The 20,018-nt window shown below is 40.8% G+C and carries 22 protein-coding genes; 11 read left to right on the forward strand and 11 right to left on the reverse strand.

The features are described from left to right. The first annotated feature begins 703 nt into the window (after positions 1 to 703). The 6 genes from ACFE93_RS03475 (at position 704) to ACFE93_RS03500 (ending at position 5,243) form a co-directional block, all read left to right on the forward strand. Complete coding sequence (locus tag ACFE93_RS03475; RefSeq protein ID WP_375472036.1) at positions 704 to 1,366, forward strand: SnoaL-like polyketide cyclase; 663 nt, start codon at positions 704 to 706, stop codon at positions 1,364 to 1,366. A gap of 673 nt (positions 1,367 to 2,039) precedes the next feature. Then, positions 2,040 to 2,435: a hypothetical protein gene (locus tag ACFE93_RS03480; protein WP_334825908.1), complete on the forward strand. Its 396-nt coding sequence runs from the start codon at positions 2,040 to 2,042 to the stop codon at positions 2,433 to 2,435. A gap of 331 nt (positions 2,436 to 2,766) precedes the next feature. Further along, a complete protein-coding gene (locus ACFE93_RS03485) occupies positions 2,767 to 2,928 on the forward strand; it encodes a hypothetical protein (protein ID WP_375472037.1) in 162 nt (53 codons plus the stop codon). 190 nt (positions 2,929 to 3,118) lie between these two features. Beyond that, positions 3,119 to 4,105, forward strand: coding sequence for a hypothetical protein (locus ACFE93_RS03490; protein ID WP_375472038.1), 987 nt, complete (start codon positions 3,119 to 3,121; stop codon positions 4,103 to 4,105). A gap of 83 nt (positions 4,106 to 4,188) precedes the next feature. Beyond that, a complete protein-coding gene (locus ACFE93_RS03495) occupies positions 4,189 to 4,695 on the forward strand; it encodes a DUF4365 domain-containing protein (RefSeq protein ID WP_375472039.1) in 507 nt (168 codons plus the stop codon). Further along, the gene (locus ACFE93_RS03500; RefSeq protein ID WP_375472040.1) at positions 4,692 to 5,243 is read left to right on the forward strand and encodes a hypothetical protein; all 552 of its coding nucleotides are present in this window, start codon (positions 4,692 to 4,694) and stop codon (positions 5,241 to 5,243) included. Before ACFE93_RS03495 ends, ACFE93_RS03500 begins: the two co-directional genes overlap by 4 nt. Positions 5,244 to 5,277: 34 nt before the next feature. Here the strand turns inward: ACFE93_RS03500 and ACFE93_RS03505 are convergent, their stop codons facing one another. Then, a complete protein-coding gene (locus ACFE93_RS03505) occupies positions 5,278 to 7,770 on the reverse strand; it encodes a HEAT repeat domain-containing protein (protein WP_375472041.1) in 2,493 nt (830 codons plus the stop codon). A gap of 173 nt (positions 7,771 to 7,943) precedes the next feature. Further along, complete coding sequence (locus ACFE93_RS03510) at positions 7,944 to 8,381, reverse strand: GNAT family N-acetyltransferase (protein WP_334985624.1); 438 nt, start codon at positions 8,379 to 8,381, stop codon at positions 7,944 to 7,946. A 118-nt stretch (positions 8,382 to 8,499) separates the two neighbouring features. On the opposite strand from ACFE93_RS03510, the gene ACFE93_RS03515 reads away from it, so the two are divergent. Continuing rightward, positions 8,500 to 9,945: a RecQ family ATP-dependent DNA helicase gene (locus tag ACFE93_RS03515; RefSeq protein ID WP_375472042.1), complete on the forward strand. Its 1,446-nt coding sequence runs from the start codon at positions 8,500 to 8,502 to the stop codon at positions 9,943 to 9,945. A gap of 596 nt (positions 9,946 to 10,541) precedes the next feature. Then, a complete protein-coding gene (locus tag ACFE93_RS03520) occupies positions 10,542 to 12,428 on the forward strand; it encodes a S9 family peptidase (RefSeq protein WP_375472043.1) in 1,887 nt (628 codons plus the stop codon). 175 nt (positions 12,429 to 12,603) lie between these two features. On the opposite strand, the gene ACFE93_RS03525 is transcribed toward ACFE93_RS03520, so the two are convergent. Together ACFE93_RS03525 and ACFE93_RS03530 are read right to left on the reverse strand one after the other, a co-directional pair. Further along, the gene (locus ACFE93_RS03525) at positions 12,604 to 13,629 is read right to left on the reverse strand and encodes a tetratricopeptide repeat protein (protein WP_375472044.1); all 1,026 of its coding nucleotides are present in this window, start codon (positions 13,627 to 13,629) and stop codon (positions 12,604 to 12,606) included. Between the two features lie 262 nt (positions 13,630 to 13,891). Beyond that, the gene (locus ACFE93_RS03530; RefSeq protein WP_375472045.1) at positions 13,892 to 14,374 is read right to left on the reverse strand and encodes a surface-adhesin E family protein; all 483 of its coding nucleotides are present in this window, start codon (positions 14,372 to 14,374) and stop codon (positions 13,892 to 13,894) included. Positions 14,375 to 14,447: 73 nt separating this feature from the next. Here ACFE93_RS03530 and ACFE93_RS03535 point away from each other — a divergent pair, with 73 nt between their 5' ends. Beyond that, positions 14,448 to 14,660, forward strand: coding sequence for a hypothetical protein (locus ACFE93_RS03535; protein ID WP_375472046.1), 213 nt, complete (start codon positions 14,448 to 14,450; stop codon positions 14,658 to 14,660). On the opposite strand, the gene ACFE93_RS03540 is transcribed toward ACFE93_RS03535, so the two are convergent. The 6 genes from ACFE93_RS03540 to pheS all read right to left on the reverse strand — a co-directional run bounded on the left by ACFE93_RS03540 (position 14,643) and on the right by pheS (position 17,610). Further along, entirely contained in the window at positions 14,643 to 14,984 is a 342-nt protein-coding gene (locus ACFE93_RS03540) for a DUF4926 domain-containing protein (RefSeq protein ID WP_375472047.1), read from the reverse strand. The genes ACFE93_RS03535 and ACFE93_RS03540 overlap by 18 nt on opposite strands. Next, positions 14,981 to 15,313, reverse strand: coding sequence for a DUF6883 domain-containing protein (locus tag ACFE93_RS03545; RefSeq protein ID WP_375472048.1), 333 nt, complete (start codon positions 15,311 to 15,313; stop codon positions 14,981 to 14,983). The genes ACFE93_RS03540 and ACFE93_RS03545 overlap by 4 nt, the downstream gene beginning before the upstream one ends. Positions 15,314 to 15,437: 124 nt before the next feature. Further along, positions 15,438 to 16,013, reverse strand: a complete 576-nt coding sequence (locus tag ACFE93_RS03550) for a Uma2 family endonuclease (protein ID WP_375472049.1) — start codon at positions 16,011 to 16,013, stop codon at positions 15,438 to 15,440. A gap of 171 nt (positions 16,014 to 16,184) precedes the next feature. Then, the gene (locus ACFE93_RS03555; protein WP_375472050.1) at positions 16,185 to 16,361 is read right to left on the reverse strand and encodes a type II toxin-antitoxin system YafQ family toxin; all 177 of its coding nucleotides are present in this window, start codon (positions 16,359 to 16,361) and stop codon (positions 16,185 to 16,187) included. Next, entirely contained in the window at positions 16,358 to 16,573 is a 216-nt protein-coding gene (locus tag ACFE93_RS03560) for a hypothetical protein (RefSeq protein WP_375472051.1), read from the reverse strand. Before ACFE93_RS03560 ends, ACFE93_RS03555 begins: the two co-directional genes overlap by 4 nt. Positions 16,574 to 16,617: 44 nt before the next feature. Continuing rightward, positions 16,618 to 17,610 (reverse strand): phenylalanine--tRNA ligase subunit alpha, encoded by a 993-nt coding sequence (gene pheS / locus ACFE93_RS03565; RefSeq protein ID WP_375472052.1) that lies wholly within the window; start codon positions 17,608 to 17,610, stop codon positions 16,618 to 16,620. Between the two features lie 356 nt (positions 17,611 to 17,966). Between pheS and surE the strand changes: the two genes are divergently transcribed. Continuing rightward, on the forward strand, positions 17,967 to 18,773 hold the full coding sequence (gene surE / locus ACFE93_RS03570) for a 5'/3'-nucleotidase SurE (protein WP_375472086.1): 807 nt from the start codon (positions 17,967 to 17,969) through the stop codon (positions 18,771 to 18,773). A gap of 144 nt (positions 18,774 to 18,917) precedes the next feature. On the opposite strand, the gene ACFE93_RS03575 is transcribed toward surE, so the two are convergent. Then, entirely contained in the window at positions 18,918 to 19,052 is a 135-nt protein-coding gene (locus ACFE93_RS03575) for a hypothetical protein (RefSeq protein WP_292870888.1), read from the reverse strand. Here ACFE93_RS03575 and ACFE93_RS03580 point away from each other — a divergent pair. Next, positions 19,051 to 19,947: an MBL fold metallo-hydrolase gene (locus ACFE93_RS03580; RefSeq protein WP_292870886.1), complete on the forward strand. Its 897-nt coding sequence runs from the start codon at positions 19,051 to 19,053 to the stop codon at positions 19,945 to 19,947. The two genes, ACFE93_RS03575 and ACFE93_RS03580, sit on opposite strands and share 2 nt — an antisense overlap. The last annotated feature ends 71 nt before the right edge of the window (positions 19,948 to 20,018 follow it).

Raw genomic sequence — 20,018 nt, forward strand, 5'->3', positions numbered from 1 at the left:
GTCGCGAGAAGTGGGGTAATAATTGCGAATTGCGAATTGTCAATTGCGAATTGGTTTGACCTGTTTGCTTTCTATAAAGCCAGTTTAGAGTACATTTGGGCTTGATTTTTGTTTAAGTCCCGCTCACCTTTTTTCTTCTACATTTAGTGTCAATACCTTACTAATTTTGAGCAGTTAGCAAGATTTGCAATACTGCCTATATTAATTACTAAATAAATTAAGTATTTTTATTTAAGGCTTATGAAAAAGTTTCATACTAGTATGTATATTACAAAATGAAGTGCGGAATGTGGGATTTAACAAAACAGAATTTATTTCTGAATTCTGTGTAACTAGCGGATAAATAAACCTAAATCTGATAGGATAAGTTTCTAACTCAAGAAATATCCGTGTTTGCTTGTACTCGGATTTATACAACCCATATTCTGCACCTTAAACTGTCACAGAATGAATTTTGGATGTGTTGAGATTTGGGATTAGCGATCGCTATTGGACATTTATTCACTTACGTATAAAAAGTAGCTTTAATTGTATATGAAAATCCGAAAAAACCGATTGTGACAGGGGGGTGCGGAATGTCGGATATAACAAGCTAAATTTATTAAGTTGATTATGAATATTTTTTACTTTTTTAGATTTTTCGATTTACTTGTATGCATAAAACTTTATTCTGAGAAACGATGTTTATAGTCAGTCAGCTTGTATGAGTAGTGAAAAAACAACACAATTGCCACTCTGGGTACAAGATAGAGATATAGTCATTGCTCATGATGAAGAAGTACAGTGGCGAGAAGGAAAACGCCCGGATTATTCATACACCAATGAATTTCTTCATCAAGAGAGTAAATTTCAGCATCCAGAAGGTTCTTTAGAAGCGATCGCTCAAAACTTAGTCCGCACTTTTGAGATGGAAGCTTCTAATAAATCTAATCCTCAACAGTGGCTTTCGATTGTTACTGATAAGTTTAAGATGAGTACCAATGGCGGACAACAATTCACTGCTGAGGATGTTGCAGTTGAAGGTACATATAACCTGTTTTTGGGTAAAACTGAGCAATATAACTCTGAAACAGAAACCTTTGAATCTTCATTTCAAGTTTTTCATAAAGCCTTTCCCAATGGCTTCCTTTGGGAATTAACAGAAGTCCTTTCGGGGCCGCCTAATGTTACTTTTAAGTGGCGACATTGGGGAACATTTAATGGTTCCTATAAAGACTATACACCCACAGGTGAAACAATCGAAATCGTCGGAGTTAGTATTGCTCGCGTTACTGATGATTTGAAGATTGACTCTTTAGAGCATTATTTTGATAATAATGTCTTTCTTCAGAAATTAACGGCAGGTGGTTGTCCTTTCCATTCCTAAAATCAGTAGATATAGTGTGCGTTACGCCGTAGGCTAATACCATTTCACTATAACCCTGATACATATAGATTTCGCGTAGGGGCACAACATGTTGTGCCCCTACCAACGTATTTGTATCATAATTAAAGAACGCACCTTGAATTGTTGACGGCGCGTTGCAGCAATCTGATTTGTCTAACTCACGATCGCAGCGATCGCCCACCCATCCAGTGTTATCCTAAAGAATATTAGGAATTAATTACCAAGGCAGATGACTATTACTGTCAACCTGACTTAAGCAACTGCCAAAACATTACGATATTAGTGAGTAATATTACCACATTAGTCATCAAACATTACGACATTAGTCACCAACATTACAATATTAGTCACCAACATTACGATATTAGTGAGTAATATTACCACATTAGTCATCAAACATTACGACATCAGTTAGCAACATTACAATATTAGTCATCGACATGAAAGCGATCGTGAATAAACTGAAGCTTGTATGAAGTTCAAATATATTATCTCTATAAAAATCAGCATCTAGTTCTTGACTTCAGCAAAACCACTGGAATTGCCTACAAATATTATTAGAAAAAATATAATGATTTGCGAGTTTTTCTGATACAGAATACAGCTTAATTGAGGCAAGCTAGTTTTAGAAATATCTTCAAGGAGTACATTTATGCCTCGTACAAAGCGGACATCACGGATTCTAGAAAAAGCTGAATTGAGAACGTCTGGATTCAAAGCAGTTGATTCAAACATGGATTTTGGTAATAGTTGCGATTTGGAAAATCTGACTCAATCAATTGAGGAGTTTCGCACTATGCTTGATACTTATAACAACGCTTTAGCTGTGGTTGATTCTACTAAAACTAAAATCGATGAAATGGAAAAAAAGCTAAGTAAACTTTCAGATAAGATGCTGAAGGGAGTTGGTTTCAAGTATGGCACAGACAGCAGCGAATATGAAGTAGCAGGTGGCGTTCGTGACAGCGAACGTATACGCAAAAGCAGGTTAAGTCGCTTGAAAAGTAATGCACGGCAGACATTAGATGAAAATCAGAAATCTGCCTAGTTCTCGGATGGGTAAGCTACAGAAAAAATAGTTAGTCACAGATAAATATACAGCACATTGCAACAGGCATAAGGTACAGATAATCGTAGGGGCACAACATGTTGTACCCCTACTCGTGTACTTAATTTACCTGAAATATGCTGTAGCCGCATTTATCACAAGCGGTGCGTAGCTTCCCGCCGTAGGCATCGCTATAAAAAATTATTACATTAAGTGATTACAATGTATTTCACCCCTTATTATTAAGTATTAATACAGAATTAGAGTAAGGAAATGGATATAGTAACTTTAACTACTTTCTTGACTCCTTTTTTACCGACAATTGAATTTGATGACACCAGAAGAATTTCTGGAATTACTTTCTAATTCTTTAAAACCACGACAAATAAAAGAAGTAGAGAAATCAGAGGCTTTGAAAGTAGCCAAGGCTGTGGGATACCTACCCATCGCGCTGACTTTGGTGGCAGCAAGAGTTAAACGGGGAATTACATGAGTGAAGCTGGAAACGGCTTTGAAACAAGAGGTTGCAAATTTAGAAGTCTTACACGGGCCGCGTCTAATAAAACTCTATAAAAGCAACCTTTAATTTAAGCCTCAAAGCTTTACGAGGCTATGGCCAACAAGCTTGGGAAAATTTTATTTGGTTGGGAGTTTTGCCAGAGGATGTAACAATAGCCGCACCAATGGCAGTTACATTATGGGATATGGAATCTCAGGATGAAGCTGATCAGTGTTTAGAGCTACTTTGGAATGATGCCTTACTTCAGTCTGATTCACCTGTATTTGTTGGGGGTGTTGAGTGGAAAGGCTACAGGATACATGATTTATTGCATGATGTGGCTGGCGATCAATTAATTAAATCTCTGCCTACGGGAATGGATTTAAATTTACTCGACGCTCACAGCCAACTGCTAGAACGGTATCGGCAAAAGACTGAAAAAAACCTTTGGTATACCTTACCTAATGATGGTTACATTCATCAAAATTTAGTTTGGCATTTAGAAAAGGCTCAACGAATAGAAGAAATTTATCAATTATTACGGGAAGAGTCGCAGACATCAAGCAATGGCTGGTTTGAAGCGCGAGAAAAATTAGGACAAGCTGGGGGTTACATCACAGATATTTCTCGTGCTTGGGAATTAGCAGAAGCGAATTGGACTGAATCAATTTTGCCCCAAGTTGTAGGTTTGCAGTGTCGCTATGCTCTGATTACTGCATCTCTGAATAGTTTGGCAGGTAATTTACCAGCAGAACTGCTGGTTGCGTTGGTTAAAAATAATTTCTGGACTCCTGAACAAGGATTAGCTTACGCTCTACAAAACCCAGAGCCAAAGCAGAAAGTCAACTCGCTGACAGAATTAGTTAACTATTTGCCACCAAATCTTCAAAAATTAGCACTGCAAAAAGCCCTTGCTGCTGCCAAGGCGATTCAGTCTGAGGATTATCGTGCTGAAGCCTTGAGTGCCTTAGCTTCTGGTTTGTCGCAAATGCCAGTTGCCGAACTTTTCCCCCTTTGGCGAGATACACTTCATCAAGTGTCTCTTCGCACTCGCCGTAATTTGTTGCAAAATATCAAAGCATTGTTTCCAGTTATCTTTGCATTAGGTGGTGAAACAGCAACGGCAGAACTTGCCCGTGCGATTGTGGATGTAGCGCGATGGTGGAAGTAATTTAACAGGGATTTACAATGCCCCTACTCAGTATCGATTCAAATAATAATTGCTATAAAGAATAAACAATAAATTTCAGTTGAATGTACATCACTACCCAGAAAGAGGAATTTAGCTATGCTTACATCAATGCGATCGCCTCTGCTGCGGGTTATTCATTTCAAATAGCACCCAGACCATTAGATTTAGTGGGGGTTGATATAACCATTACAGGAATTGTCTCACCGGGTTCTAGACGGCGAACTCGAATTGATTTGCAAGTAAAATGTACTTCCCAAAAATTACTTGATAATGACTTTGTTAAATTTCCTCTCGAAATAAAAAATTATGATGAATTAAGAAACGACAATCCCGACGATGACCCCCTGTTGTTAGTCGTTGTCTTGGTTCCTGATTTACAAGAAGATTGGCTACAACAATCGGAAACTAAACTTTGTATGAAACGTTGTGCTTACTGGGTGTCGATACGCGGTCAACCACCAACTGAAAATCAAACCACTGTCACTGTTTATTTACCCCGTCAAAATATTTTCAGTGTTGAAGCGCTGATTGCTTTAATGCAACAAATTACTAGCGGAGAACCAATATGATAGTTACCGTGCGTGACCCGAATATTCTCTCTAATTTAGACCCTCAGAAATTAACATCCTATCTACAAGCACAGGGGTGGTATCAAGAAAGTCAGGTTGGCAATAAAGAATCAGTTTGGATTAAAACAACTGATTTTGGTGATGAATTTGATATTACCTTACCTCTCAATCCCGGAATCAGGTCTTATGCGCTGCGGATGGCTGAGATTTTGTCAATTCTAGAAAAAGTTGAAGTCCGCTCTCAGTTAGACATTTTGAGCGATGTCATTACAATAATCCCGAATACTGAAATCCAGGGGATAGTGATTCGACTAACAGAACGAAATCATCCAGGCAATGTTACAATTATTGGCTTTGTTGTGAGCAAGCCCCGCCAAATCCATCTTTTTTTAAGTGAATCTGAATACAATTTGGCTCTGACTGCTTATCATCAGAGGTTGCCAGTCGTTTGTACTGGGGATTTAATTAAGGAAAATGACACTTTTGTGCTGAAAAAAATTACTAGCTTTGCTTTATATGATACTTTGTCCGAGCGAGCAGCAGTCTAAAAAATTACAGGCAGAATCACAAGCTGGAAATTAATCATGGTATTACTGTTTGCACAGTACTAACTGCTGTGACTGAAGATGTAAACCCAGCCAGTTTACCTAACTTCTGGGGTACAAAGTCCGTTTCTTTGCTACCTTGAACCTCAGATAAGTAGCAATCTCGCACCGCCAACAACAAGCCTTTGATGGCATCTTGTCTGCCTGTTTTGACTAAATCATCTGCCTTTTTGAAAAAATGCGATCGCCATTTGCCATCGTTATTGCCATATAATTCTATTAAATACCAACCTGCAAGATACTCAGCTAAAGGGTCGAGACAGAAACGGATTCTGTCTTTGGCAGAACCAATAGTTTGAATCAGGTGCAGACGCTTTTCCAGATAATTGAGGTGTGCTTCGGGGTCATCAATACCCAAAGCTGCTAATGCAGCTACTGCATCTACACGCTTGGCGGTTCCTGGTTGATAACTTTGCTGCAAGCATTCCCAGGCGATGGTTTTGGCAATTTGATGAACAGTGCGGTCATCAAATTGCTCGTCTGTAACATCACGATTGAGTTCATTGATATAACCCAGCATCAAATTAGGAATATTCTCTGGCAACGCAGAAATATTAGATGCAACTTCTTTACTGGCGATTAACTGTTCAGCATAGAGTTTAGCCAGCAAGACAGTGATATTATTTTGACCGACCATCAGAGAAAGACGGTTACAAGCGTCAAAAAATTCCTGGTCAGTAAAGCGATCGCGTTTACCTCGCTGCATGAGATAAGCTTCCATAAAGGACGATAGTTTATTAGCCTCAATCCGCAAGGGTTTAATTATCGTCTTATTAACCCGTCCCAGCTTTTCCTCAATTCGGGAAGTAATCACCAATGCATTCACCGGAAACTCTGGCGACTCCGGCTCAATTGCTTCTCGTGTAGTCGCATTCATTTCTGAGAACCGATCTACAATTACTAGAATGCGTTTCTTTCTTAACAAACGTAACAGTAATTCTTGACAAATCGGCTCTGGCTCATCAATTAAAGCTTGCAACTGTCCTCTGATGGCTTCTAAAAGCGGCGACTTACCTTCAGTTACCCGAAATTCTTCTTCTAAAAGCACTGGTAACATCAAATGTTTGCAGAGTTGTTGGTCTTCAGTCTCAGCCATTGCCCACCCAGCAATTCGACACGCTAAACTGGTTTTACCTACACCCCCTTCCCCACCAATTACTAGGCAGCTACGTTGTTTCTCGAAAGTTGAGTGCAAATTCTCATTCATCAGTTGCGGAACTGTTGTACCATCCAGAACAACGGGAATGGGAATGTAACAGGCGCGACTGCTAACTGTATCCTTTTTGGGAAATTGTTCGCGGGCTGCTTTAATATATTTAGCTACCCACGCATCTAATACTCTGGGATGGTAATGAAACCACCCAACAAATAGCACATATCGCAGAGGTACATTAACGCTGATAAATGGGAGAGAAAAATCTGTGTAGGGTTTGAGGGCGTTGTTAATTTTCAACAACCATAAAGGGGCTACCCGCAAGAGAATTAACCATACAGAAGGCAATAAGATAACGTAGGCGGCAATTCCCAAGAGTAATTTATGCTTAAATAGCGATTCTAGAACTCTATCAAAAAGGCGAGTTTCTTTTTCTGCTTTCAGGGCATTGAGAGGGCGACGTATCAGCTTAATGTCCGTCTCTGTGAATTTGTCTTTGTATTTTTGTATGGTTATCAACACTTGCTCAAAGTCTGAGATGACTTTCTGCAACTTGGAGGTAGGTAAAGCATTTGCTTTGTCCTGAAAACCTGCGGCTATTCCTCCTAAACCTTTGATCGCACCTAAACGCACGTAAAACTGGTTATCATTCAACAGGGCAATTAAATTCGGGACAGCCGATACTGCATCTGTACCCATTGCACCCAGAGCGTAGGCTGAATTGTAACGTACAGTGGGGTTACGATCTTTTAAGGCAGCAGTTAATACTGGGACAGCTACTTTTGCTTCGACACCAATTTTTCTGAGTGCAGAAGGAACATAAATGCGAACGAATTGCTCCTTGTCTTGTAATGCTGCCATCAACGATGGAACTGCTGCTTTGGCTGCTGTACCAATATTTCCTAAAGCTAAGGTGGCGTACAGGCGGACTTGTCCATCCTCATCCTGCAATGCGGCACTTAAGGCTGGAACTGCTGGTGCTGCTTCTGCACCCAAATCTCCTAAAACCGAAGCGGCGTGCCAGCGAAGATTAATATCCTGATTTTTCAAAGCTTCAATCAGAGACGGCACTGCTGGCGAACCGATATTAACTAATGCATCTGCTGCAAGGCTTCTGATGTGGGCATCGTTATCTATCAGCTTCTCAATCAAAGGATAAATTTTGCTGTCAGTAGTGATTTGCGCCCAACTATTGCTTGTGCATAGTAGGAACACTGTCAGGCATAAGACAACCACCTTGAGCGCACTAAGTAATACTTGTCTGGTATGCTTTGTCATTGAATCGGATTGAATCACCCGATGAACAACTCCAGTCAAAGAAACTATACCTAGATTGTAATCTAACTGTCAATGCAGGTTAGCGATCGCACTGGTACCGCAAGGCGGAAGTCAAAAGTCAAAAGTCAAAAGTATTATGGAATGGGCTTTTTAGGGATTTTAAATGGTTGCTCTTATTTACGCCGTGGCGTACTAGTTTACCCCCGCTTTGCTCAAGCTTGGTTAGCATTGGGATTTAAACGCATCATGATTTTCTCTGGTTCTGTCAAATTTTTAAACCCATAACGGCGATAAAGTCCATGAGCATCTTTTGTGCCTAACAACCACCTTTGAACGTCTTGCAATTCTGGATATTCTAAAATGTATTCTACAAACCATTTTCCTAAACCCTGTCCTCGATAAGGCTCTAAAATAAAAACATCTTTTAACAACGCAGAAGTTGCATAATCAGTGATGACTCTCGCAAAGCCAACTTGTTGATTATCTTCATAAAGTCCAAAACATAAAGAATTGTTTATTGACTTTTCTACAGTGGCTAATGGGATGTTTTCAGCCCAATAAGAAGTTTGTAAAAAATCATGAACCATTTGAATATCTAATTTAGATTTATCGGTGTTGATGTAAAATCGATGTTTTAATTCTTCATTCATCTCACTACATCTTTTATTTAATAGGTTGAAATGTCAAATGATGAAATTACTGAACCATTAGCTGGATAACAGAGGCTATATTCAGCATTCAAGGATATGGGTGCATTTATCATTGATTATGAATCAGTCTACAACCAAATCTTGGCAAGAAGTCCGCGCTGCTTTCAAACAAATCTGGGGTTATGAAGATTTTCGTCCACCGCAGGGAGAAATTGTCAGCAGTTTATTGGCACAGAAAGATGCGCTGATTATTATGCCCACAGGTGGCGGGAAGTCGATTTGTTTTCAACTTCCTGCACTGCTACAAACAGGATTAACCTTGGTAGTTTCTCCCTTGGTGGCGCTAATGGAAAATCAAGTGCAAGAACTACGAGAAAGCCACCAAAAAGCAGCACTTTTGCATAGTGAATTACCTTCATCTCAACGCCGTGCAACTCTGCAAGCTTTAGAACATCAACAGCTAAGATTACTTTATTTATCGCCCGAAACTTTGCTCAGTGCGCCAGTTTGGGAAAGATTATGTCACCCACAATTGCAAATTAATGGTTTGATTTTAGATGAAGCTCATTGTTTAGTGCAGTGGGGTGATACTTTTCGCCCAGCTTATCGCAGATTAGGGGCGGTGCGTCCGGCATTGCTCAAATCAAAACCACCAGGAACAAAAATTAGCATCGCTGCTTTTACCGCTACTGCTGACCCCTCAGCCCAAAAAATTATTCAAACAGTTTTACAATTACAGCAACCAGAGATTTTCCGCTTGAATCCCTACCGTCCAAACTTGCATCCCAGCGTTTGCATCGCTTGGACACCACGAGGTAGAAAACAACAATTATTAAAGTTTATTCAAAATAGACCGCAACAATCGGGATTAGTTTATGTTCGCACTCGGAGAGATAGCGAAGATTTAGCCCAATGGTTAGCAGAGATGGGTTTTGCTACAGCTAGCTATCATGCGGGATTAGGTGCAACAGAACGCCGTGAAGTAGAAGCAAGCTGGTTAAGTGGTAAAATACCTTTTGTGGTTTGCACCTGTGCGTTTGGTATGGGGATAAATAAATCAGATGTTCGCTGGGTTGCACATTTTCACGCGCCACATTTGTTATCTGAATATGTGCAAGAAATAGGCCGCGCTGGAAGGGATGGGAAACCAGCAGAGGCGTTAACATTAGTGAGTGAACCTACGGGGTGGTTAGATCCAGAGGATAAGCAAAGACAGGAGTTTTTTCAACAACAAATGCGATCGCAACAACAAATAGCGCAGCAACTTGTGAAAAAATTACCAAAACAGGGAGAAGTGAATGCCGTAACGCGACAATTTCCCGAAGGTGCGACGGCGCTAGCTTTACTCCATAGCAACGGTCAGCTAAACTGGCTTGACCCTTTTCATTACACCATTGCTCAAAAAGCGGGAAATCATTTACCTATGCAATTACACGCTGCTAAACAGATGCAGCAATACCTAACAACTAAGCAGTGTCGTTGGCAGTTTTTGTTAAATGCCTTTGGTTTTGATAAAGAAGCAGCTAACTTGCGTTGCGGACATTGTGACAATTGCCGTAAATGAGTATCAAAGACTCATCGCCAAGTATCAAAGACTCATTCACGAGTATTAAAGACTCGTCAGCGAGTATCAAAGACTCGTCAGCGAGTATCAAAGACTCATCGCCGAGTATCAAAGACTCATCGCCGAGTATCAAAGACTCATTCACGAGTATCAAAGACTCATTTATGATAATTACTCCCTTGCTGCTTGTTCACCGTCAGGTGTTCTTGTTACAATACCTAAATTGTTTTAATAACTGCGATCGCGCAGCGTCTCCTTAGAGAAAGACGCAAAAGAAAAGATAAATAATCTTATAGCCGACAGAAAGTAAGTTAAAACTTTTTTCTTTCCCCTCCTCTGCTAAATATTCTCCAGCTAGGTTCATCCAATAGGATGAATTGTCATTTTCACCACTAAGTAACAATAAAGAGGTCAACATAATTCGTAATTGATAATTCGTAATTCGTAGTTACAATCAGTGGGGGCTTGAACCCACCACGCTCATTGTTGCACCACCAAATCTGCATATTTGGTGGGGGCTTGTACCCTCTTTAATTACGAATTACGAATTACGAATTACAAATTAGTAATTATTTGGTCAAGTAGAGGATAAAAATATGTCATCTGCTCAAGCACCCTCCCTACCACCGTTGATTCCACGCGAAATCCTGTTTGGGAATCCCGAAAAAACTAGTCCACAACTCTCCCCTGATGGCAAGTACTTGGCATATATCGCTCCTGATGAGAAAAATGTCTTGCAGGTATGGTTGCGAACTATAGGACAAGAAGACGACAAGATACTAACTGCTGACAAAAAGCGTGGTATCCGCATTTTCTTCTGGACTTATAACGCCGACCAGTTGATTTATATGCAAGACTCGGATGGCGACGAGAACTTTCACCTCCACTTGGTTAATATTCACTCCAAGATTGTGCGTGACTTAACGCCATTCCAGGGTGTAAAAGCCGAACTTGTGGAACTAGAACCCAAATTTCCAAATGAAGCGCTGGTAGCGTTGAACTTGAACAATCCTCAAAAGTTTGACGTTTACCGCATCAACCTCAAAAATGGTGCGGTTGAGTTCGACACTGATAACCCCGGTAACATTATCAGTTGGACATCTAACGCCCAGTTACAAATACGTGCAGCAACAGCTAGTACACCCGATGGTGGTTACGATTTATTGTTGCAGAAACCCGATAAACAGTGGGAAATTCTTCGCCATTGGGGGGCAGAAGAAGAAGGAAATTCTGTAAGTTTCTCAGATGATGGCAAAACCCTTTATATTCAAGGGAATCATGATGCTAACGCCAAACGTCTGCTAGCTGTTGATCTAGAAACCCGTCAAGAAACTGTGATTGCTGAAGATGAGCAGTATGATGTCGTGGGGATCATTATTCATCCACTGACGCGAGTTATTCAAGCAGTTTCTTTCTACAAAGATAAACAAGAATGGCGGGTAATCGATCGCAGTATCACCACTGATTTTGAGGAAATCGCCAAGGTGCGTCCTGGAGAATTCTCTATAATTAGCCGCGACTTGGAAGATAAAACCTGGTTGGTAGCTTATAGAACTGACAATGGGCCAGTTTATTACTATGCCTACAACCGAGAGTCCAAAACTAGCACTTTCCTTTTTAGCAACCAACCCAAACTGGAAGCGTTGCAGTTAGCTTCAATGCAACCGATTTCCTACGAAGCGCGGGATGGCTTAACTATCCACAGTTACCTGACAACTCCTGTGGGAATACCGACGCAGAATCTCCCAACAGTCCTGCTGGTTCATGGCGGCCCTTGGGCGCGGGATACTTGGGGTTTCTCTCCCACAACGCAATGGCTAGCTAACCGGGGTTATGCCGTGTTGCAAGTCAACTTTCGCGGTTCCACTGGCTATGGTAAAGCATTTTTGAATGCTGGAAATCGGGAATGGGGTGGCACAATGCACGATGACTTGATTGACAGCGTGAACTGGCTGGTAGAAAAAGGCATTTCTGATCCGCAAAAGATTGCGATTATGGGCGGTTCTTATGGAGGTTACGCCACCCTAGCGGGGTTGACTTTTACACCCGAAATCTTTGCTGCTGGCGTGGATATTGTCGGGCCAAGTAACCTGATTACCCTGATAGAAACTATACCGCCCTATTGGGAACCGATCAAAGCAATGATTTATCATCGCATTGGCAACTTGGAGACAGAAGAGGAGTTTCTCAAATCGCGATCGCCTTTATTTTTCGCTGACCGAATTCAAAAACCTTTACTCATCGGTCAAGGTGCAAATGATCCGCGAGTGAAACAATCAGAAAGCGATCAAATTGTCAACGCAATGCAACAAGCTGGTTTACCAGTGCAATATGTACTTTACAGTGATGAAGGACATGGTTTTGCCAGACCAGAAAATCGCTTGCACTTTTTTGCGATCGCCGAAGAGTTTCTCGCCAAATACATAGGCGCAAGATTTGAACCTTTGGCAGATATCCCCGGTCATTCAGGAGTAGTTAAATAAAGTCTCAAAAGGGTGGTTGGTGAATTACACTAACCATCTTTTTGAAAGTCTTACCAATAAGCAATTTGAGAGGTATGAGCGCTCATCTAGGTTGCGTGATATTGGCTTTCTTAATTTCTTACAATAGAGAAATTACAAGCATTTCTCACTTTTTTCGTGAAAGACATAAATCTTACTAAATTTCAACATCTCTAATAGTCTTTAATATCCTTTCATAATCATCGACGTTACCCTGACTTAAAAAAATATTTGCTGCTTTGTTTAAATCTTGAATACCGCCTTCTAAGTCACATAGTTTAATTCTAATCAAGCCTCGTTTCTCATAAGCTTGTTTATTGTTAGCATCAATTTGAACTACTAAACTATAATTTTCAAGCGCTTTTTTATAATAACTCCCTAATTCATAAATATACCCCCTATATAGATAAGAAGGCACATAACAAGGATCAATTTGAATAGACTTATTAAACTCAATTATTGCTTCTTTTGATTCATTGAGATACATTTTGACTAAACCTCGCCCATAGTAAGCACAAGAAGCATTTGGATTTAATTGTAAAATTTGATTGAAATCTTCAGTCGCTTGTACAAAATTTCCTAGATAGCTGTGTGCTAAACCTCTATTATAAAAAGCTTCTATATACTTAGGGTAGAGTTTTATAGCAAGATTAAAACTTTCAATTGCTTGTAAAAAAAGTTCTGTATAAAAATAAATTAATCCTTTTCCATAGTAAGCTGAAGGAATTCCTGAATCTAGCAAAATTGCTTGTTCAAAATCTTGAATGGCTATTTTGTAATTTCCAATCTTTACGAAAGTTAAACCTCTATTTGAATATATAAATGCAAAATTGGGATTACTATGTAGTGCTTGATTGTAGTCTTCAATTGCCCTTTGGTAATCTCTTATCTGTGTACGAGAAAGCCCTCTGTTAAAATAAGCAGCACCAAGAAAGGGTTTAATACGCAGGGCTTGTGTATAGTCCTGAATTGCAGATTGATGCTCTCCTAAATTAGCAAGAATTACACCGCGAGAACAGTAAGCATCAGCATTGTTAGGATTGATACTTAAAACTTGGTTATAGTCTTCAATCGCCCCCTGATAATCCCGTTGTTCGCTCCTAGTAACAGCACGATTTAGTAGGAACTCCACAGATATATTCTTCACTACGCCTTTAGCTACATCTTTTAATAACCAATCCATTTTGACAAGTCCTAATTACTAAATAATAACTTTTCATTTGCATTTAGCATTCCCTGTTTTTGGCTTGTAATAACTCAATACGGTTCAGTTGGTGATATTTGTCCGTGCAAGAGTCCCCGAACCCCACTTTAAAAGACTTGCTCTAATTTCCTCGTTTTTATGGAGGGAATTAGAGCAAGCCTTAACTGAACCCTATTGTGTAATAACGTAAATGCAAAGCATGATTAAAGGGGTGGGAGGAAATACATGAATTCTTAGCCAATTAAGGGTCTATAAATCTTGCTCTTCCAACAGTATCAACAGCCTCTGTAGCTGCACGAGAAATATCCACAAAGTCTTGTACCGCATCTCTGTGGATTTGAGCTTGACATACAAAGTTGTATTTTGCGTGTCCCAAAGTTCCTGATTCCACTTGTTGCACAGGAGCATTGTTATATTTTTGATTAAAAACAATCATGTTTTGCCGATTGAAAGCTATTGATTCTTGAACTTGAAAAACACCTGAATTACAGTCTGCGATTTCTTGAATTCCAGCTATAACAGCACCAATTTTATCTGGGCGTGGGTATCGCATTCTGATACTATATCCAACTAAAGAACCAGACCTATGAATAGAATTTGTATCAACATCTAACTTAGTACCGTCATTGGAACTAGCAACATTCACCCAATTCATAGATTGTGCATAGGATGGTAGTGCAGTAGATAATGCTAGTATCAATACCAAAGTAAGTTTTTTAAACATATTTTCTCACATCTATACATTCAATATAGATGGGAAGTAAGCAAAACAAAATCCGCAAAAAAACGGAAGTTTTATGAATTTCATTAGCAAGCAAATGTGCCTTAACTGCTACCGGGCAAGAAAACTGCCTGATCGCACCTCTCAAATCACTTCGTTTGTGTACCTTTTAACTGCATTGCTTTATCCAGCATTGAGTACTTGCTCTGCGGTTAGCTGTAATTCTGGAAAAATAGTAGATGCGATCGCAGAAGATTTTCTCGCCAAATACTTAGATGGGAGATTTTAAGCTACTCTGATGCTCAGACTCTTCTTTTTGCAACAGAAAATCGAGATAGTCTTGTAATTGCAACAGCCTCGCTCGAGATAGCTGGCGTAACTTGGCTAAAATCATTTCTTCTTGCTGCCACTGGGCAATGGGGATAATTTGAGATGCTGGTACTTCAATCGTTACATTGGGCAGATCAAACCCTTCCAGACTATACCCGTCCTCTTCCCCTTCTGGCATGGGATAATGTTCCACAATTGTTGCAACACTCCCGCGTTTCAGGTTGTATTCTGGTAAGTCCTGCGCTAAGGCAACTTGGGAGAATAGGGGGTGTTGTACCTTCATGAGTTGGCTCCTTGATCTGGCACTAAGGTGACAAATTTGGTTGTATCGTTTGCAACCATCCAAATGGTTAAGATATTGAGTTCAACGCCATTAATTCCTCGCAGACACGCACGAATGACATACTTTTCACCATAGCGAGTTGTTTCGATCGCCTCGGCAGGTTGCGTTAAAACTTGAGCGCGTAGATCCCGTTCCAGTTGTTGCCAATTGTCTAGTGTGTACCCAGCCCTAGCCAAAAATTTAGATTTATCGTCTTTGGGCAACGCCACAAGCAGATACCTGGTTAGCTTTTCTTCTGCAATTATTGTATCCTGCGGTAAAAAGGCCATCGGCTCATGACATGAATTTTGAGTAAGAATTATTGACTAAATTTTACTTTTGAGATAATGAAAGTTTTAACGGCGATCGCACCTCTAAAATCATTTCCTCTGTCTGCCTTTTAATCGCATTGCTTTATCCAGCATTTAGTACTTGCTCTGCTGTTAGCTGTAACTTTGGAAAAATAGTAGATGCGATCACTGTATTTCCTACAAATCTGGTTTCTTCATAAAACCCGTCAACTAATATCAGTACGGTGACTCTGTTCATTTGTGGATCAACAATCCAATATTCAGCAATTCCCCTGGCGGCATACTCGGAACGTTTGTAGCGATAGTCCCGATCTTCGTTAGCTTTGCCAAAAGAAACAACTTCGACAACTAATGCTGGGGGTGGCATATCTAAAGTGATTGTAGATCGCGTTGCACCTTCTAAAGCTGTTGCAAGTTCATCTGTCAGCACAACTAAGTCAGGAATGCGAGTTGTTGCACGAGAACCAGCAACAACAATTTCAACTTTGTTACTTAACCGATTAACTGGAACAAACTTGAGGAAATTTACTAGCAAAAATAGAGATATCTGGACATTTTTTGGGCTTTCAGGTGGCATGGAAACTAACTCACCTGCTACCAGTTCATACTGGCTATCCGTGTGATCGTCATACTTTAAATATTCCTCAAGCGTTAGACGTTTCCCAGTGATTGCAGTCATTGAATTATTCAATCCTAAATCTAAAATTCGTCAGTAGGAAAATACTAGAACAGCACCTACAACTCAGTAAACTTCATCATGAGTGCCGATATCAATTAGCAAAATTTCCTCTTCACCGGATTCTATATTTTGCACAAAGTTAAAGACAATGCGACAATCATAGGTAACTGTTCACGCCCAAGCTCCAGACAGTTTGCCTTTAAGTTTATGGGTCTGCAACAATGGATCAAATGGATCGGCGGTTAGTAGTGCTAACCGCTCTTCAAATCGCTCTTGTAATTCTGGCTGTCGTCGTACCAATCGCTTAAATGCTCGTTTAAGCGATGATGCCAGAACTACAGTTCTCACTTGCGTAACTCATCCATGATTTGAGTAACAGTTCCACGGAACACTTTACCTGTCTTATATTCTACTTGTGCTTGAGCGATATTAGCAGCAATTTCAGAACACCGCCGATCTGCCAACCGATGACTTATCAGATCAATTAATGTTTCTTGTTCATCTACCGATAAGTTTTCGATGCTTTCTAGAACTTGATCTAATCTGGAAACTGAGGTCATTATTTATTATTACCTTACTTGCAGTACATAACCATTACGTATGCCTAAAATTGCTGCAAAAACCGCAAATCACTAGCATATAACCGACGAATATCATCGATTTGGTGTAACACCATTGCAAAGCGTTCTACACCAAAACCGGCAGCAAACCCTGTATAAACTTCTGGGTCATAACCCACAGACTTAAGTACATTTGGATCGACCATACCGCAGCCCATCACCTCTAGCCAGCGACCATTCCACTGCAAATCCACTTCAGCCGAAGGTTCAGTAAAAGGGAAATAACTGGCGCGGAAGCGAATTGGTAAATCGCCAAATATTGCTTGTAAAAATACTTTAATTGTGCCTTTGAGGTCTGTAAAAGTTAGTCCCTCATCAATGGCTAAAAGTTCTATTTGATGGAAAACTGCTGAGTGAGTCGCGTCTACATTATCTCGCCGATAAACTCGCCCTGGAGCCACAACCCGAATTGGTGGTTCTTCTCTTTCCATGTAACGAATTTGCACTGACGAGGTATGAGTCCGTAAAAGATTACCATCTGGCAGGTAGAAGGTATCCTGCATATCGCGGGCTGGATGGTCAGGCGGGGTATTGAGAGCCTCGAAATTGTAGTAATCTGTTTCCATCTCTGGCCCTTGAGCCACGGTGTAGCCCATACCGACAAAGATATCCAGTGCCCGATCAATAATGCCGTTGAGGGGATGAATGCGACCTTGGGGGCGGTAAATTCCCGGCATAGTTACATCCAGAGTTTCCGCCTCTAGCAAAGCTTGAATTTGCGCGGCTTCTAAGGCAGCACGTTGCTGGTCTAGACTAGTTTGCAGGGATTCTTTGACTGTATTGGCGATCGCTCCAATTTTCGGTCGTTCTTCTGCACTCATTTGCCCCATACTTCGCAACAGTGCCCCCAGTTCCCCTTTTTTACCCAGATAGTTAACTCTGAGTTCCTCCAGACGTTCTAAGGTGTCGGCGGCTGCGATCGCTTTTTCTCCTTCTTGCCGCAGTGCTAAAAGTTGAGCTTCTAAATTGCTAGTCATTAGTTATTAGTCATTGGTCATTAGTCATTAGTCTATAGTCAAAAGCTGTGAACTGCTCGATAAATAAACTTCTAGTCATATCATTAACATCAGCTAAAGGTGAGGGTTGAAACCAACCTCTGTTTATCAATTAGAGATGATTGGGCTAGTACAGCAGACGCGTAAATCCAGCTAACATCTCACTTAACCAGACTTGGGGATTGAGCAACTTGTCTTAAAGGTAAGCAAAATTCCGCCACACTGTCTAGTGAGTATAAATATTTTTTTGCTGCTTGTGACCTTAGACATTGACAAATGGCTAATAACAAATAACTAATAACTAATGACTAATGACCAATGACCAATGATTAATGACTATGAAATTACTAATTAGCAACGATGATGGCATTTCTGCCTTAGGGATTCGTACCCTAGCCAACTATTTGGCAGAGGCTGGTCATGATGTGAGTGTAGTTTGCCCAGATCGAGAGCGATCGGCAACTGGACACGGGTTAACTTTACACCAACCCATTCGCGCCGAAATTGTCGAAGAGATTTTTCATCCTGCTGTCAAAGCTTGGGCTTGTGATGGTACGCCTTCAGATTGCGTCAAATTGGCGCTGTGGGCTTTATTGAAAACTCCCCCAGATTTGGTTCTCTCTGGTATTAATCAAGGTGCGAATTTGGGAACTGAAATTCTGTATTCTGGCACTGTTTCTGCGGCAATGGAAGGTCTAATTGAAGGCATTCCCAGCATAGCGCTGAGTCTTATGAGTCACACATCTAAAGATTTTCAAGCTGCTGCTAAATTTGCCACAGTTCTCGTAGACCAGTTAGCCCAAAAACCGCTGCCAGATTTAATGTTGCTCAACGTCAATATTCCTGCGGTCAAATGGGAAGAAATTGCCGGAGTTACTCTCACCCGTCAAGGCCTACGGCATTACATTGATGTGTTTAATAAACGAGTCGATCCTCGTGGAAAAACGTACTACTGGTTAACCGGAGAGGTAATTGAGGATGTGGAACCCCCAAGCGGATTAAATCTGCCTCAAAATGTACCTACAGATGTGGAAGTTGTACGTAAAAACTACATCAGTATTACCCCGTTACAATACAATCTTACTTACGCAACTGGATTAGAGAAATTATCGGAGTGGGAATTCAATTTTCCTGGAATCATTTGATTTATCAGGACAAAAATGTGGTTATTCAAATGCATCACGGAAAAATGTAGGCTATAACGTAGGGGCATTATTGAAATAACCGATACACATTCACCCCAAAACCTGGAAAATTATAACTGAGGTATTTCATTCACATTTACACAATCAGCCAGAAACAGGATATGCTGTTTTACCAAGAAATCCTCCCTCTAGCAAAATCGGTGAGACAGCATAAACTTCGACAAAATAAGTGACAATTCTTTCATTTATCGCCCGCTCAGTCCAGCAAGCAATACCCATGTCTAGGATAGAGAATCAATTTACCGTACAATTTTGGGGGGTTCGTGGCAGCATCCCCAGCCCAGGGCCACACACTGTTCGTTACGGCGGTAATACCCCTTGCATATCAATGCAAGCGGGCGATAAACGCTTAGTTTTCGATGCTGGCACGGGACTACATGTTTTGGGGAAATCTCTGTTGCACCAAATGCCGTTAGAAGCTCACATATTTTTTACGCACTCTCACTGGGATCACATGCAAGGTTTTCCCTTCTTTACACCAGGGTTTGTAAAGGGGAATGACTTTCATATTTACGGCGCGATCGCACCTGATGGTTCTACCATAGAACAGCGCCTCAACGATCAAATGTTGCACCCGAACTTTCCCGTACCCTTGCAAATTATGCAAGCGAATTTAAATTTCTACGACATTCGACCGGGGCAACCAATCCATATCGATGACCTTACCGTAGAAACAGCACCTTTAAACCATCCAGGTGAAGCTGTAGGATACCGCGTCAACTGGCGTGGTGGTGCTGCTACTTACATCACTGATACCGAACATTTTCCCGACCGACTCGATGACAATGTGTTATGGCTAGCTCGTAATGCTGACATTCTGGTTTACGATTCTACCTACACAGACGAGGAATACCACTCGCCAAAATCCCCGAAAATTGGCTGGGGACATTCTACCTGGCAAGAAGCGGTAAAAGTGGCACAAGCTGCTAACGTCAAAACTCTGGTGATTTACCACCACGACCCGGCGCACGATGATGACTTTTTGGATCGTGTAGGCAAAGAAGCCGCTGAAAAATTTCCTGGTGCTATTATGGCACGGGAAGGATTGGTACTTCAGGTTCCGACGTCAGTTGTATTATCAGAATCTTTTCCTGTTAGCAAGTTTTCTACCTAAAGATTGCGATCGGAGGAATTGGAGATTTTAGATTAGATTGGTGATCAGAAGCTTTCAGCGCGAGAGCGTCC

It is taken from the genome of uncultured Nostoc sp., assembly GCF_964247315.1.
Taxonomy (GTDB): Bacteria; Cyanobacteriota; Cyanobacteriia; order Cyanobacteriales; family Nostocaceae; genus Nostoc.